The organism is Cyclobacterium xiamenense (assembly GCF_900109255.1).
Taxonomy (GTDB): domain Bacteria; phylum Bacteroidota; class Bacteroidia; order Cytophagales; family Cyclobacteriaceae; genus Cyclobacterium; species Cyclobacterium xiamenense.
The window spans coordinates 764,592-780,372 of the sequence record NZ_FNZH01000002.1; the positions used below are offsets into that span (position 1 = coordinate 764,592).

The 15,781-nt window shown below is 46.9% G+C and carries 10 protein-coding genes and 1 pseudogene; 4 read left to right on the plus strand and 7 right to left on the minus strand.

Annotated elements, in window-relative coordinates:
* Nucleotides 1-154: 154 nt before the first annotated feature.
* Complete coding sequence (locus BMW71_RS07955; RefSeq protein WP_092171826.1) at nucleotides 155-757, minus strand: Uma2 family endonuclease; 603 nt, start codon at nucleotides 755-757, stop codon at nucleotides 155-157.
* Nucleotides 758-1,172: 415 nt separating this feature from the next.
* On the opposite strand from BMW71_RS07955, the gene BMW71_RS07965 reads away from it, so the two are divergent.
* Together BMW71_RS07965 and BMW71_RS07970 are read left to right on the plus strand one after the other, a co-directional pair.
* On the plus strand, nucleotides 1,173-1,601 hold the full coding sequence (locus tag BMW71_RS07965; RefSeq protein ID WP_092171831.1) for a hypothetical protein: 429 nt from the start codon (nucleotides 1,173-1,175) through the stop codon (nucleotides 1,599-1,601).
* A gap of 43 nt (nucleotides 1,602-1,644) precedes the next feature.
* Nucleotides 1,645-2,073 (plus strand): hypothetical protein, encoded by a 429-nt coding sequence (locus BMW71_RS07970; RefSeq protein ID WP_244891116.1) that lies wholly within the window; start codon nucleotides 1,645-1,647, stop codon nucleotides 2,071-2,073.
* A gap of 79 nt (nucleotides 2,074-2,152) precedes the next feature.
* Here BMW71_RS07970 and BMW71_RS07975 read toward each other — a convergent pair whose 3' ends face one another.
* From BMW71_RS07975 to BMW71_RS07985, 3 genes and pseudogenes are all read right to left on the minus strand, one after another.
* The gene (locus tag BMW71_RS07975) at nucleotides 2,153-3,412 is read right to left on the minus strand and encodes a DUF6786 family protein (RefSeq protein WP_244891117.1); all 1,260 of its coding nucleotides are present in this window, start codon (nucleotides 3,410-3,412) and stop codon (nucleotides 2,153-2,155) included.
* 153 nt (nucleotides 3,413-3,565) lie between these two features.
* Nucleotides 3,566-4,786 (minus strand): ATP-binding protein, encoded by a 1,221-nt coding sequence (locus tag BMW71_RS07980; protein ID WP_218145568.1) that lies wholly within the window; start codon nucleotides 4,784-4,786, stop codon nucleotides 3,566-3,568.
* 122 nt (nucleotides 4,787-4,908) lie between these two features.
* A pseudogene (locus BMW71_RS07985) lies at nucleotides 4,909-5,432 on the minus strand (Uma2 family endonuclease); the annotation flags it as partial.
* 796 nt (nucleotides 5,433-6,228) lie between these two features.
* On the opposite strand from BMW71_RS07985, the gene BMW71_RS07990 reads away from it, so the two are divergent.
* Complete coding sequence (locus BMW71_RS07990) at nucleotides 6,229-7,695, plus strand: hypothetical protein (protein WP_092171841.1); 1,467 nt, start codon at nucleotides 6,229-6,231, stop codon at nucleotides 7,693-7,695.
* A 717-nt stretch (nucleotides 7,696-8,412) separates the two neighbouring features.
* Here the strand turns inward: BMW71_RS07990 and BMW71_RS07995 are convergent.
* Genes BMW71_RS07995 through BMW71_RS08005 form a run of 3 tightly spaced genes read right to left on the minus strand, consistent with a single transcriptional unit; the run spans nucleotide 8,413 to nucleotide 14,220 of the window.
* A complete protein-coding gene (locus BMW71_RS07995) occupies nucleotides 8,413-9,480 on the minus strand; it encodes an NHL repeat-containing protein (RefSeq protein ID WP_092172812.1) in 1,068 nt (355 codons plus the stop codon).
* Between the two features lie 25 nt (nucleotides 9,481-9,505).
* Nucleotides 9,506-10,960 carry a DUF1501 domain-containing protein gene (locus tag BMW71_RS08000; RefSeq protein ID WP_092171843.1) on the minus strand — a complete coding sequence of 485 codons (1,455 nt, stop codon included), beginning with the start codon at nucleotides 10,958-10,960 and terminating at the stop codon, nucleotides 9,506-9,508.
* 11 nt (nucleotides 10,961-10,971) lie between these two features.
* Complete coding sequence (locus tag BMW71_RS08005) at nucleotides 10,972-14,220, minus strand: DUF1553 domain-containing protein (RefSeq protein ID WP_092171846.1); 3,249 nt, start codon at nucleotides 14,218-14,220, stop codon at nucleotides 10,972-10,974.
* 144 nt (nucleotides 14,221-14,364) lie between these two features.
* On the opposite strand from BMW71_RS08005, the gene BMW71_RS08010 reads away from it, so the two are divergent.
* Complete coding sequence (locus BMW71_RS08010; RefSeq protein WP_092171849.1) at nucleotides 14,365-15,603, plus strand: hypothetical protein; 1,239 nt, start codon at nucleotides 14,365-14,367, stop codon at nucleotides 15,601-15,603.
* The last annotated feature ends 178 nt before the right edge of the window (nucleotides 15,604-15,781 follow it).

The window sequence follows — 15,781 nt, forward strand, 5'->3', positions numbered from 1 at the left end:
TTTAGATTTAAAAAGTTACGTAATTTTTTCAAATTGTTATAACGATAGCCGTTAATTCGGAAAATGCCGAGGGTCGCACGTGGTAGGAACCGAGTGGTATGCGGCTTTTTCTACGCTGTCTGTAAAGCCAAAAGTTGTCAACCCGAAATCGGGTTTACAACTCGCCAAACACCTCATCCAGATCCAATTCAAAACCCGGAAGTGCCTGGGAACTTACCCGATCGCCCAGGGTAAACAGCCGGGAGGGACGGTATTTTCCGGTTTCCAAGGTATAGATCAGCAAGGTACGTTCATCCGGATGTACTACCCAGTATTCCTTCGCACCGGAGGCTTCGTACACTTCGTATTTTAGTTGAATCTCTTTCTTGTTATTTCCCGGAGAGAGGATCTCAACGATCAGGTCCGGGGCACCCACGCAGCCCAGTTCATCCAGTTTCTCCGGATCACAGACCACACACAGGTCCGGCTGCACCACGGTGTCGATGTCCTCATGCTTTCTGGAAGAAACCGGAAGGCGCACGTCAAATAGGGCGACGTACACTTTGCAGGTCTTTCCTTTTAGGAATTCATACAGTTTATTTGAAAGTACCATAGAAATTTCCTGATGCACCCTTCTAGGAGCAGCCGCTGCCTGTTTAAAAACCTCTCCCCGGATCAACTCGATCCTCTCGTCCAGCTGCCAGGAAAGGTAATCCGCATAGGTATAGTGACCATATGCGGAAAAAGGTTCTTTGACTTTATCTGGTGGCCTTTCCATATTTTGCGCAAACCGAAAATGATTAATAAAGATAAATAGATTTGGGCAAAACCGCCATAATTGCAAACTCTGATAAGCTATTCGAACGTACACGGATCCCCCTTACCACCTGATCTGCTTTTTATGGCTTAGCATCGAAACTACCGACAGCGGGATTGGGCCTACTTTTTCGGGTAGCGATCTTAAGATTTTCCATCCTAAAAATAGGCAGCCCTGGCGATTAGGAAACCAACAACGAGAGTCCGATTTAAGCCTGTGGCTTGATTTCTTATGGATGGGTAATTAAGGTTTAGATGTTGCGTTTTCACCACTTGATGCGTAATGGCTTTATTAGCGTAAAATTTAGTACATTGATTCAGATCTTTATCACGCACCTCTATTCTAATCAAATGATATTTTTAAGCAGATAAAAAAAATGAACAAGGAGTCGATTGGGAATAGCTATGTTCTTTTGATCCTGCTCGCTCTGGTCGGTTTTTGCGCTGGAGGTTGTTTGGAAAAAGAATTGGAAGAAGTCTGTCTTCAAGGGAGGTATACAGGGGCGTATTGCGAGGGTATGGTCGTTGAGATTTTGGGAGAAAGTGATATCGCAATGAATTGGGAAGGAATGTTCAATTCCGAGACCTACGCCAATTCCATAGTTGCCAGCGTAGACACCCTTTTTCTCTCCCAGTTGCCTGATAGAACGGAACTTGAGGAGTATATTCTAGCTGGAAATCATTTCTATTTTCAATACAGAATCGGGGGGTATCCCAGAAAACAGTACAGCATTTGCGAACCATCCCCGTTTATTACCATTTCAACTATCTTTAAAACCAGGTGCCATAACCATTCCGAAAATTAGACTTTTCACGATCAAGCCTAATGCAGTTTTTACAGGCAATTGGTTGATTTGGGTAGGAATGGTTTTTCTTTTACCGATTCTTGGCGGATGCCAGGACAATGATGAAACACCCGTTTTTCAGGCCGAAGGGTACCTGATTGGGCACCATCCCTGCGTTCGGGATGCTACTGTAATGACAAGTAAAGGAGAAGGCAAAGGCTACCTGGTGGCAACCATAGGTGCTAAGTCCGATACCTTAATGCTGTTTGGGGTACCAACAGATCTGTTTGCTATTCCCCAGGAATGGCACAATTCTTTAAGTTATTTTTTTCCAGAAGCGGGTAGGGGCATGTTCAAAATGAGCTTTTCCTATCAGAAGTCGCAGGAAAGCATTGGTTTGCAATTTCCATGTAACGCTTTTCTTCCTTTGTATCATTTATTGCGGTATGCGGATCCAGAATATATAGTCTTGAAGGCAGAAAAAATCAATTAAGCTCAAATTCGAAGACCTCAATTGGTCACCTGGAAAGATGAATTTTAGCGACGGGGCGGATCCGCTTGAAAGTAATTGCTTATTTCGGATTAAATACCGCATTAATCTCAGCGATGGAAATCCCCAGTAATTGCCGGGTGATTGTATCCAATGTGCTTTCGTTTCCGGTAAAGTGGTAGACACGGTGGAAATGCGCCATGCTTTCGCCCGGAGAAAGAAAGGCAGCGGGAGAAACGCTCTCTAATTCGTAAAACGGCCCCATCTGGCTGCCATCCGCCAATGGCCCGTCGTTATAGGCGTTGACGGCATCTCCTTTGAAGGGATCGGCTTCGGTGTTCCATTCCTGATTCAGGTAGGGCAATTCCGAACTTATATCGAAGGTAGTAATCGTCAATACCTTGTGGAGGGGATCGTAGCTGCCGGCCATGGGAAGGGCTCTTTCGGGAGAGACACCTACTTTCCCTCTGCTTTGGCCATCGGCCTTTAGGAACAGGTGGTTGTTGGTGATGGCTATTCTTTCCTCCGGAATCGTTCCGAAATAGTTGGCGGTGAGGCCTGCTTTTGTTTCATTTGGTTGGAGAGGTAGCACAATGGTGGTTTCCGGGCTGGGTTTGAACATATCCAAGACCCAGATGCAGGGAGCTCCGGTTTCTCGGGTGCATGGAAAGTCTCCGGTATTTTGAATGGAATTGATGGTTTCGTATCCTACCATCTTGATGGAGGAAAAGTCGGCGGTCAATCCGGTGTTTGCTAAAATACCTTCCTTTTCAAGAAGGGTAATGGTCCGGTATATTTTTAAGGAAAACTCGGTGCCCTGATAGTTGGTAATGGATGTGGATTTGGCCAGGGATACTTCTTTCGGGCCCGCCTCGATTTTTTCCCAGGCCTCGTGGTCGATGGCCGCAGGCGTGTGCCAGTTTTCAAATTCCATTTTTTTCCCTGGTCCAAAGAACAAAGAGAAGGTATTTCCTTCCGGTCCCAGCCATAGGCGGCTTTCGCCTCCATAGGCATTCATGTGCCTGTCCAGGGGGCCTTCAAATGCCTCGTAGTTGATCCAGCCAAAACTTTCTCCGTGGTCGCCTGCTGCGGTGGAGGTGAACACCTTCCCCTGGTAGTTGGGGGATACCAGGACTTTGGCCTGATTGTCTTCTGTACTCAGCTCTACAAGTTGGGGGTCGTATTTTTCTAAAAACGTTTTATCCTGCAAGAAGTTAGTTGATACATCCTCTGAGGTTTGATTCTGTTTTTTACGCTCAGAGCAAGCGGCAGCAACGATTAAAATGCTGAGAAAAGCTAAAATAAGGGAGGATTTGTTCATCTTGGGTGGATTACTAGTCATTCGATACGCAATTATACCATTAAACCCAGATGATTCAATAGGGTTTGTTGGGATTCCACACCTTACAGGATTATTGCCCATACTGAGTGTATGAAAATATGAATATACAAATCGAAAAAGCAAATTCCTGAAGCAGTAGTGGCGATCTAAGTTTCAATATAGAAAACCAAAAAGCCATAAAGGAACCTTCGTGCCAAACCCAATTTCTATGTCGTCTGCTGCAACCAGGAATGACGGTTCCGTTTTTACCTGGGTGGCTTTTTTATTTTTGCCCCCTACTTCAATATGGATTCCAGACGCAAAAAAATCACCCGATTGGGGCAAGGTGACAGGTAGGTTTGCATTGATTAATTGATTAAGCAAAAAGGTTTCTCTGATTGCTCCCAAGTCAGGGTGGGTTTTCATGGCAAAAGCCAAATTGGTGTTTTCCAGGTAAACTTTTTCTGGCTTTTGTAAGGTTGAGACTCCTTTCCCCTTGGATAAAAGCAGATTTAGCATCCGGGCTTTGTTCAAGTGGACAAGCCATGCGTAAACGGTTTCTCTGCTTACATCCAACTTCCTGGCCAATGCGGAGATATTGGGTTTGAACGGAACTGACTCAGCCAGCACCCCTAAAAGTTTTTTAACCTTGAATGCAGTCCCTTGGCTATATCCTTGTATAAATGCCAAATCTGTTTCCACCACGGTATTTATTGTCTGGTTCAAGCGTAAGGGAAGTTCTTCGGGGATACTCTCTTTAAAGTATGGGAAATAGCCATGCCGTAGGTATTGCTTAAAAAAAGGCAAAGGCTGTATATCATTGACAATATCCCTGGCAAGTTCATTCGGTCTGCTTATCAGATCATGCCAGGGGATTGCTGAAATTTTCAGGTTTGCCTCCAAATTTAAAAATTCCCGAAATGATAAACCCGGCAAATCATAGGAGATCACCCGTCTACTTAAATCAGCATCACCCCTGTAAATATCCAGTGCAGAAGAAGAGGAAAAAACAACCCTTAAATCTGGATACCCATCGTAGATATTCTTTAATTCCCTGGACCAATTTGGATATTTGTGTACCTCATCAATAAATAAGAACCTGCCTCCATTTTTATAGAATTCATCCGCTGTTTCTACCAGGTTGTGGGTGTAAAACCAATAATAGTCCGCTGTTATATACAAAACCTTTTCGCGAGGTTGTTTCAGATGGTAACGGATATATTGCAAGATCAAGGTGGTTTTCCCTGAGCCACGGGGACCCTTAATGGCAAGCATCCGTTGCTCCCAATTAATGGTTTGCATTAGAAAACGAAAGAAGCCATTATTTATCTGTTTAATAAGATTGTCATGAAAAGCATACAAAACCTCCATAATTTTGTCATCTATACCTGACAAAAGTAATCAATAATTGTCAATAATTGGTGACAAATATACGATCAGGTTGCCTTTTTTCAGGATTAGGGTGGTTTAGAAGTTATCTCGTTTACTAAACTTGAATAAAACTTTCTTGGCTGAACCTACAATCCCCAAAACACCTCATCCAAATCCAATTCAAAACCAGGAAGAGCCTGCGACCTTATCCGATCCCCAAAAGTAAACAGCCGGGAGGGGCGGTATTTCCCGGATTCCAGGGTATAGATCAGCAATGTACGTTCGTCGGGATGTACCACCCAGTATTCCTTCACACCGGAGGCTTCGTACACTTCGTATTATAGTTGAATCTCTTTCTTGTTATTTCCCGGAGAGAGGATCTCCACGATCAGGTCCGGGGCACCCACGCAGCCCAGCTCATCCAGTTTCTCCGGATCGCAGACCACACAAAGATCCGGCTGCACCAGGGTATCGATTTTGTTAGGTCCCTGGAGGAAACGGGTAAACGCACATCAAAAGGAGCAGAAAATACTTCGCAGCGTTTTCCCTGAAGGAAATTACAAATGGGGTTAAAAATTTTCCTGGAGATTCGTTGATGAATAAGCTTGGGCGCTGCTGCCTGTCTGAATACCTTTCCCCGGATCAGCTCCACCAGCTCATCCAACTGCCAGGGTTAAAACAAGGATATGATATTCCGGTTTAGGCATTTGGTCCTGGCCTTTCCTATCCGTGTAGCGTTATTCAGGATTTTTTGCCTAAATCCAAAATTAATCGGTTTAGATTTAGGTCTGGGCCGAACGCTTGCATCCGGTGAGGAGGCTGTCATTAGGGTTATATGGTTAGGAGACTTCGCAAAAACCGAAGGTACCTGGGGTACCTGAGCTATCCAGGGAATGTGCCATTACCTAAGGGGGAGTATCGTATAAAATTTGAGCATATGCTTGAAAATCCAAAGCTCGATAATTTTAAAGTTCGTGTTTTTTTGGACGTTGGATTTAAATGAGAACAGCGATTTCCAGGATGTAGGTTAGTGGCAAAAGTATAAATTCACTAACAAAAGGGGAAATTCAAAAGTTGGCATCATCCACCGCTATAGTGCTGTGTAGTTTTGGAATCGGGTAGGTTTTGAAAAAAGAATAGCGCATAGGAAAACCATCCGTAAAAAATCTTCAGGAAGACATTTACCCATATTTCAAAAATGATATGCTAATTTTTAAATTAATATTGCAGTAATAGTATAATTTTTTTCAATATCTTTATTCCGGATTAGTATAGGATTTGGAGCGCCTGTCCGTTTTTTCAGGAAGTGGTGTAATCCCAAGAAAATTAAGCTAGTTTGAGACTAAGGCGTAGCCAGTTTATAATGAAATAGATAATAGCAAGTAATTTACTGATTTAGAATCGGTTCTATCAATTTATAGATAATTCATCGTATTATCCGGCGTTAATAATAATATGACTTAAATATGTTTCTAAATCAATTCTTACTGACCAGATCTCATAGTTTTAAAGAAAAATGGAACCAATTAAATTGGAAAAAGGAATCTATTGGAAATGAAGATTTTACCCTTTTTTGCCATCCAACTATCAACCTGGTTAAAAACTCCACGGGGAATCCAAGTTTATATTTAATTGGGTCTCTATATGATTGGGAATTCCCGGAATTAACTGACCAAGAAATCATCGACGAATTGTCAAAAGGTTCAGCGTCAACATTATTTGAAAGCGTTTCAAAATATACCGGAGAGTTTATCATTATTTTTTATTCGGATGAATCATTAATTATTTTTAATGATGCGACTGGTCAAAGAGAAATCTATTATGATTTATCGTTTGATAACGTTGCCTCACAGGTTTCCCTGCTTGCTCAGGGAATGGAATTGATTCCTCATGACAATAAACATGCGATTGAATTTTATAATTCAGACGTATTTAAGAAACGAAAGCTACTCCTTGGTGATTCAACACAAGTTAAGAATGTTAAGCATTTAAATTGCAACCATTTTATTGATCTCAAAAGTGGAAAAGTCACAAGGTTTTATCCCAATAAAAATTTGCCTGAAAGGTCTATGAATGATGCAGGGAGGAAAGCAGCGACCATGATCAAAGGCTATTTAAAAGCAATCTCCAATAGACACCATAAGATTGCCATGGCAGTTACCGGAGGCTATGACAGTAGAATATTATTTTTGGCAAGTTTAGAAATTCCTGAAGAAAAATGCACCTATTACGTCTTTAAGAGGTTAAACATGTCTGATAATCACCATGATATTATTCTATCCGGAAAATTAACTCGTGCTTATGGTAAAAAACGCGTCGTTTTAGATGCTTCTAAAATTCCAAAAATGAAGGATGTATTAGCCGTGAAAAAGAGTCTTGATTTTCCTCCAAATGATGTATTTGAAGATGCTTTTAAGGGCCAAGTGTACATCAATGGGAATGTTTTCGAAATTGCAAGGAGTGTTTTCGGATATGCAAAAAATGTTACCGCTGAGGATTTGACATTTCTTACAGGGTATCGGAAATTGAAATTCCCTACATTAGTTTACAAGGAATGGCTGAAGAGTACGTGCGGGTTTAAAAAGATAGGTTATGATTTTATGGATTTCTTGTATTGGGAAGATCGGATGGGAATTTGGCTTAGCAAGGGTCGGACCCAACAACTGGCATTAAATAAAATTATTAAATCTCCATACAATTCAAGACAACTTATTGAAATTTTACTTTCTGTTAATAAAAAGTATAGGGGGTTGCACCATAATGCATTACAGAAAACAATTATTGCCATTATGTCAGAGAATAATAGGCAAGTAACAAAATTACCTATTAATCCTACCCCGCTAACAAAGTTTTACACACTATTATTCAAAATGAATTTGTACAACACATTTAGGCATGTTGGTTTAAAGTTAAGATTGCTAGGTGAATTCTAAAAATAAATATAATTTTTATAAAATAAGTTAGTTTAAAATCCAGAATTGCCGACTTTGGAAAAATTAAGGTTTGATGGGTGAATCTTATTATCGCGAATCCAAATAGACGGAATTATGCAATGGAATTGTAGTGCCAACTCGGACTTCATGAAGGGTAGGCTGTGTTTACATGAAGCAGTCTGTTTTGGAGATTGTGCCATTGCAGCGCTATGGTGAAATCGCAAACAGCTATGAAGAAGCGGATTTTCTTCGCTGTGATAAGTTAGAAATCAACGCGTCAACACATCGTTCCTTCGACAGGCGAACGCACCTGGTATACAATCCAGCGCCATTGGGATGCTCGATGAACACCAACCATCAATCCATCGAATGATCAGCCCCTGCTTTTTTTAGGCTGCCCCTACCGAGGCCCGACTCCGCTCAGGCACCCCAGACAAGGTATCCAACCAGTAGAGGATGTTCCTTGTAACATAAGTTCGAATCAAAAACCTACGTAAAATCCAGCATTATCGTCACGGCGAACCCTTTTTTGTAGGCACTACGATGTGGCAGTCCCGGTTTTCGAAAGATTTCCGCGCCTTCCTCCGTGCATTTCCACGATAACAGCCTGGGAATGAGGATTTATTTTGAAAACAGGTCGAATCCACGTCTGCAACCAACGCCGGTACCTTATGTGAAATACCGGAGGAAAACGTTGTTCCTGCCAAAGGTTAAAAATTAAACCCGGTGCAACTTGTACGGATACACCCCATCGGCATTCCACTGGCAGACATACAGGTTTTTGTCCAGGTCCAGGCATACATCGTGGCAATGCCGGAATACCGGTTGTTCCTGTAGCATGAGTGTTAATTTTCCATTTTCATACTGAGGCTCTGTACCTCCCGGATTGGAGACTACCCGATTTTCTTTGTCCAGAATGGTGACGAAGCCTTTGTTCAGTTGCATATTATAATTGCCCTCCGTCATGCCAAAGCAGACGCCTGAATAGATGTTTTCTCCATCCACTACAGGACGGCTGACAAAGGCACCCGGTAGGTAGTATTCTTCGATGTACTCCCCATCAAGGGTAAACCGCTTGAAGGAGTTTTTGATACGGGCCGTACAGAGCAGGGTAGGGTTAACGGAATCCCTGTAGTCAATCGCTACCCCATGGGCCTGTTTGAATTTGTTGGGTTGCAGAAAGCTGTCCCCACCAAATTTTCGTATGAATTGACCTTTGGCATCGTATTGCAATATAAACTGCGAGCCATACCCGTCTGCCACATATATATCCCCGTTGGGTCCGATGGCGGTTTCGGTCGGCCTGTACGCGGATGTTTCATCATAAGCGCCCAGTTTGGCCGGATGTTCCAATTCCAAAAGGATTTTTCCATCCAGGCTGCACTTTACTACCCTGCCCAAACCCGGATCGGTAATATACAGGTATTGGGCATCTCCCTCATCATGGATGCTCAGCCCATGGGCACCCGGAAAGGAAAGGGTCCAGGAGTCCAGCAACTTGCCGGAAGTATCGTAAATAATGACATTGTTTTGGGGATGGTCGGTCAACATCAGGAGCCTTCCCATTTTGTCCATCACCATTTCATGGCAATTTTTGACGGGGTGTTTTTTCGGGTCCAGGTCCCCCCAGCCTTTCTCTACCCGGTACCTGAAATCGCCATGACCCAGGATGGTTTTCTCCAGCTTTGGGGCAGCCGGTTTTATGTGAAAAGCGGAAAAGCCGGTTACGGACAGTGCGCCTCCAGTCAAAACTGTGTTTTTCAAGAATTTTCTTCTTTCATTCATGTCCATTACCCGTTTGGGGATTATCTCAGGCCAATATATCTTTTACCACCTGGCCGTGAACGTCCGTCAGCCGGAAGCGCCTGCCCTGGTGTTTGAAAGTGAGTTTTTCGTGGTCAATCCCCATCAGGTGCAGCAGGGTGGCCTGAAAATCATGCACGTGGACGGGGTTTTGGGCTACGTTGTAGCTGAATTCGTCCGTTTCCCCATAGACGGTGCCCTTTTTCACACCGGCTCCGGCCATCCACATGGTAAAACAGCCGGGATGGTGGTCTCGTCCGTAGTTGTCGGCCGTTAGCCTGCCCTGGGAGAAACTGGTACGCCCAAACTCTCCGCCCCAGACCACCAGGGTATCTTCCAGCAGCCCCCGTTGTTTCAGATCCTGGATGAGTCCAGCTGTTGCCTGATCGGTGCTGAGCGCCTGCCTTTTGATGCCTTTGGGTAAACTGCCGTGCTGATCCCAGCCCATGTGGTACAGCTGAATAAATTTTACGTCCCGTTCGGCCAGCCTTCTCGCCTGTAGGCAATTGGAAGCATAGGTGCCGGGGGTTCGCGCATCTTCTCCGTACAATTCGTAGATGTAATCCGGTTCGTTGGAGGTGTCCACCGCATCCGGAACCGAATTCTGCATTTTGTAGGCCATTTCGTACTGGCTGATTTTGGATTGGATCTCCGGGTCTTGCCAGATGTCAAATTGCTGCTCGTTCAACTGCCGGATATGGTCCAGGGCCCGTCGCCGGTCATGGTCGTGCACGCCGTGGGGATTGTTGAGGTACAGCACCGGGTCTTTTCCCGAGCGGAATTGGATGCCTTGATGGTGGGATGGCAGGAATCCATTGCTCCAGGCAGTGGAGTTCAGGGGTTGGGCACCGGAACTTTTCGATAGCAATACGACAAAGTTGGGCAGGTTTTCGTTGTCACTGCCCAGTCCGTAGCTCAGCCAGGAACCGATGGAAGGCCTGCCGCTTAGCTGAGAGCCCGTCTGCATAAACATGACGGCGGGTTCGTGGTTGATGGCATCGGTGATCATGGATTTGACGATGCAGAGCTCGTCCACCACCTGTGCAGTGTACGGAAACAAATCGCTTACCCAGGCGCCGGATTGTCCGTATTGCTTAAAATCATAGATGGACTTCACCAGGGGAAAGGTGGATTGATCGGCCACCATTCCGGAATTTCGCTGGGTGCCCTGCACGGAAGGGGGGATTTCTTTCCCGTGCCATTTGGCCAGGGAGGGCTTGTAATCAAAGGTTTCAATCTGCGAGGGCCCCCCGGATTGAAAAAGGTAGATCACGCGTTTTGCTTTGGCGGGAAAATGGGTGCCATTCAAAATGCCTCCCCGTCCCGGATCGCCCAGGCTTCCACCCCAGGCTCCCGTTTGTCCCAAGAGACTGGAAAGGGCGATGGATCCAAAACCCAGCGAGGCTTTTTTCAAAAACCCCCTTCTGCTCTCTCCAAATTCGGTATGATCGTGTCGATTCATTGTCTTCGTGTTTATCTGATGGTGTATCCGTCGCTGGTATTCATGATGCCGTTGATAACGGTAGCCAGGGCTGCCACTTGAACGGGATCCAGGTTGGCGTTAGGGGGATTGCTCCCGGTGCTTAAATAGGCCAGCGCTTCGTTTTTATTTTGGGAAAACCGTTCGGTCTCCTCGGTATAAAACTGGTGTAAAATTTCCTTTTCTTTGGCGTTCGGCTGTCGGCCGGTACTCAATTGAAACGCGTTTTCCAGACGCTGTTCGGGTTCGTATTGTGCCATCAGCTTTTCTGCCGTCACCCGGGCTGCTTCCACAAACTGAGGATCATTTAGCAGCACCAAGGCCTGCAGAGGCGTGCTGGTTTCGGTGCGCTTTACGGTGCATTCGGCTCGGTCTCCCACATCAAAAATCATCATGGAAGGAGGACCGGAAGTTCTTTTCCATATGGTGTAAAGGCTTCTTCGGTACAGCCCTTCCCCCGGTTCCTGCAGATAGCGGTAGCGCCAGGATTTGGTGCTGATTTCGTCCCATAGCCCTTCCGGCTGGTAGGGGTAGGCACTTTCCCCTCCAATTTTGGGGGCCAGAAGCCCGCTTATGGCCAGGGCATTGTCCCGGATCATCTCCGCAGTCATGCGAAAGCTGGGCCCCCGGGCCAACAAAACGTTTTCAGGATCTTTCTCCTGCAATTCAGGACTGGTTCCGGAGGTTTGCCGGTAGGTGGCCGACATCGCTATCAACTTGTGCATTTTTTTGATATCCCAGCCGGATTCGCGGAAAGTCACCGCCAGCCAATCCAACAGCTCGGGATGGCTGGGCAGGCTGCCCTGGCTGCCAAAATCATCCGAGGTTTTTACCAGTCCATTACCGAAATGCATCTGCCAGAGCCGGTTTACAAATACCCGGGCGGTCAGCGGATTTTTCGAATCCACCAGCCATTGGGCCAGGCCCAGTCTGTTTTGCGGGTAGTCGGTCGTTTCCCCCGGGATGACCGCCTCCGGAACGTTAGGGTAGACCTGTTCGGTGGGGGCACTGTACAGGCCCCGGTCCAGAATGTAGGTGGGTCTGGGTTCCGGCAGGTCGCCCATCACCATGATTTCCGGGATGTCGTTGGCGTGTGCCGCCCGTTGCTTTCGGTATTCCCATACCGATTTTTGCAACTTTTTGGCCTGCTCGTTGGCCGATTTAAACACATGCTGCCGGATGAGTTCCCGTTCGCCGGCATTTTTCGGCCTTTCGATCAGGGTTTTCGCTTTTTCCGGATTGTTGGCAAATTGCACCTCCAGGGCAGTTAGCTCCCGGTTGTAAACCTTCAATTCGTCCAGACCACCGTTAAGAAAGGTTTTCATCTTGTCCCGCACACCCAGTACAAAGCCTCTAAAGCCATAGGTATGGATATCTGGTTCAAACAGGATGGACTTGTAAATGTGATCCGCTTCCACTTCTACCGGTACTTTTTCTCCATTCAGGTAAACGCCGATACCGGAAGCCTTTCCCATGCCATCGTAGGTAATGCTGATATTGGACCATTCTTTTGGGGGGATGGGTTCCAGCGTCTTTACCTGCAGGGCATTGGTGGGCCAGCTGTAGGCCATGATGAAATTGAGGCGGTTGTCTTCCAGGAACAGCGAGTACCCTTTCAGCCCCAGCCGGATATCCTCGCAGTGGGTAAACAAGACGGCTTCTTTGTAAAGGGTATCCGGAAAGACGGAGAGGGAAACGGAAAAGGGATCCGTTTGGTCAAACCAGCCTACTTTTTCGGGAAGGGAAAGGGTGGTAAAGTCGTTGATAAAGATGCCTTTTCCGCGTACTCCTTCCGCAATATCGGGTTCCCGTATAAGTGCCGGACCGGAGTTTCCGGACCAGCCGGGATTTTTAAAGGCCTTGCCACCTGGCTGGGGTGTTAATTTATCAAAATCGTAGGAAGCCACCAGTCCCTGGGTTTGCAGCTGCATTAGACCCGCGTGCAGGGATTCGGGATCGGGCTGCCCGTTATCCGGGCCCGTTTCAGCCAATTCCCGCAGCTGGGATTGTGTGGCGTGAATTTGCTTGTCCAGGTAGTCCAAAAGTTTATCCTGCTCTTCATTGGTCAACAACAAGGAAGGACCGGGTACCTGTCCAGGGCCGTAAACGGCTGTTCCCAGTTCGTTGGTGCTATTGAAGTAGGCCGAAAACTCGTAATAATCTTTCTGGCTGATGGGATCGTATTTGTGGTCGTGGCAACGGGCGCACTCCATGCTCAGTCCCAGTATGGCTTTCCCAACGGTATTGGTACGGTCAGCCACGTACTCGGCCCGGTATTCTTCAAAGACGATGCCTGCCTCGGAATTTCGTTTATGCAGCCGGTTAAAGGCAGTAGCGAGTACGCTCTCCTGGCTGGGATTTTCGATCAGGTCTCCGGCAATCTGCCAGGTAATAAACTGATCGTAGGGCATGTTTTGATTAAAGGCTTCGATCACCCAATCGCGGTAGGGGCTGAAATCCCGGTGTTTGTCGTCCAGGTAGCCGTCGGAATCGGCATACCGTGCCACGTCCATCCAGTCCGCCGCCATGCGTTCACCGTAGGCCGGGGAGGCGAGCAGCCGGTCCACTAGTTTTTCGTAGGCATCTTCGGAAGTATCCGAAACGAATTGCCGGATTTCCTCCAGGCTGGGTGGAAGCCCTGTTAGGTCAAAGCTCAACCGGCGGATCAAAAGCTCTTTATTAGCTTCCTCGGCGGGTTGCAAGCCGGAGGCCTGCAGCTTTTCGACCACAAAAGCGTCGATTTCATTCCGTGTCCAATCATTGGTTTCGGGATTTGGCTGCTCCGCTATTTCCGGTGGGATAAAGGACCAATGGGGCTTGTATTCGGCACCCTGCTCGACCCACTTGGTGAGGATGGCAATTTCCTCCGTGCTAAGACTAAGGTTGGACTCCGGGGGAGGCATGAGCAATTCCTTGTCTTCCGATAGAATGCGGTTTACCAGCTCACTTTTGCCCGGAAAACCGGGCACGATGGCATGATTGCCGGCGTTGCTTTTCAGTGCAGCGAAGGCAAATTCTTCCTGATCTAGTCGGAGGTCTGCTTCCTGATTGGCCGCGTCGGGACCATGACAGGCAAAGCATTTGTCGGAAAGAATGGGCTTGACGTGGTAATTGAAGTCGATGGCTTCGGGCAGTTCCTGGTATGCCTCCTGGATTTTCTCCGGCGTTTCCCAGCCGCAACCGACCCAGCCCAGGGACAAAGCGATGAGCGGTAAAAGATGATTGAAGCGGCGACTTTTCATGGCTATTGGGAATTTGACTGATTTTTTGACTTTTGGGTATTTTCCAAATATACTTGGAAAAATCCGGGCAATGCAAGGCAAAAAACCGTTTTGTTAACTGTTAAAGTTATTGATTATCTTTAAGAAATAAAAGAAAAGTACGGGATGGAGAAGGCTGTTTTTCTGGAGCTTACGGAAAAGATCATCAAGAGCAAGGGCTTTGGGCGATCCACTACCTATGCCAATTTGTTGCGGTTTCTGGTTCGTTGTTCCCTGGATGAGGATGCGCCCAAAGAGACGATTATTGCGGCCGAAGTGTTTGGTAAGCCGGATTTTGATCCCTCTGAAAGTACCCTGATACGGGTATACGTGTACAAATTGCGGGAGAAGTTGCGGAAATACTACGCAACCGAGGGTAGCAGCGATCCCTACCGGCTCCGGATACCGAAGGGCAGTTACGGTATTGTGTTTGAAAAAGCGGAGAATCAATCGGGCCTTTTGCGCCTCGTTCAGAAGAAAGCCGTTCGGCTCGGCCTGTTCGGTGGCATCCTTGCCTGCTTGGTGCTGCTGGCCTGGTTTCAGCTGGGGCGGGGCGAGGACGGCTCTCTACGGGAAAGTACCTGGTCGGACTTGGTCAATAATGGTTTTCCGACGGCGGTATTTTTGGGGGACTTGTTTATCTACCTGGAGGAGGACAGTCTTGCCGGAATGAGCCGCACCATCCGTGATCCCGATATCAACGGCCTGTCCGATTTTGCCTCTTTTCGAAGGGATGATCGTCGGGAGGGCGTGCAAACCACCGCCTTGTCCTATGGCCTGCTCATTCGGGGTAGCTTGCAATGGATCAAGGACCTCACCCGCCTGTTTGACGCGGCCGGGCATTTCTTCACCATTCGGACCATTTCCCGGTTCAATCCCAAGGAATTGCATGACCAGAATTTTGTGGTGGTGGGCATGCTCAAAACCCTGGGCCTATTCAAAGATTATTTTAAGTACTCGCGTTTTGCCTACGATGAAGAAGGGGAAGCATTGATTCTGGAAGGGAAGGATGGTGCGGAGAGGCAGGTTTTTTCTCCCTCCGGGGATCCGGATGGCTACCATACCGATTACGGATTTATGGCCAAATTTCCGGGGCCTAACCAAAATACCGTTTATCTATTCGGTGGACTTTGGGATACCGGAGCGACGCAAAGCCTGAAGAATTTCACCGATGCGGCGCTGCGGCAATCCATAGAAGCTGAAATCGCTGCGCGGTTGGGGGGAGTGCCTGCGTATTTTGAGGTGCTTTTTGAAGTTTCCGGAATTGACCGTACCGAGCTCAGCACCCAATTGATTCATGTATTTCCACTGGAAGAACCGGCTTCTTTCTGGGTGGATCCGGGGGGTGATAGCTTAAACCGTTGAGGTCTTCGGGACCTCGATGGTTTTTTTCGTGTACGTTCTTCGGAAAGACCTTCGGGGTTGGGGAAACCCCAAAGGTCAGTATTCTTCTATAACCATTGAGGTCTTCGAGACCTCGATGGTTTTTTTCGTATACGTTCTTCGGAAAGACCTTCGGGGTTGGGGAAACCCCAAAGGTCAG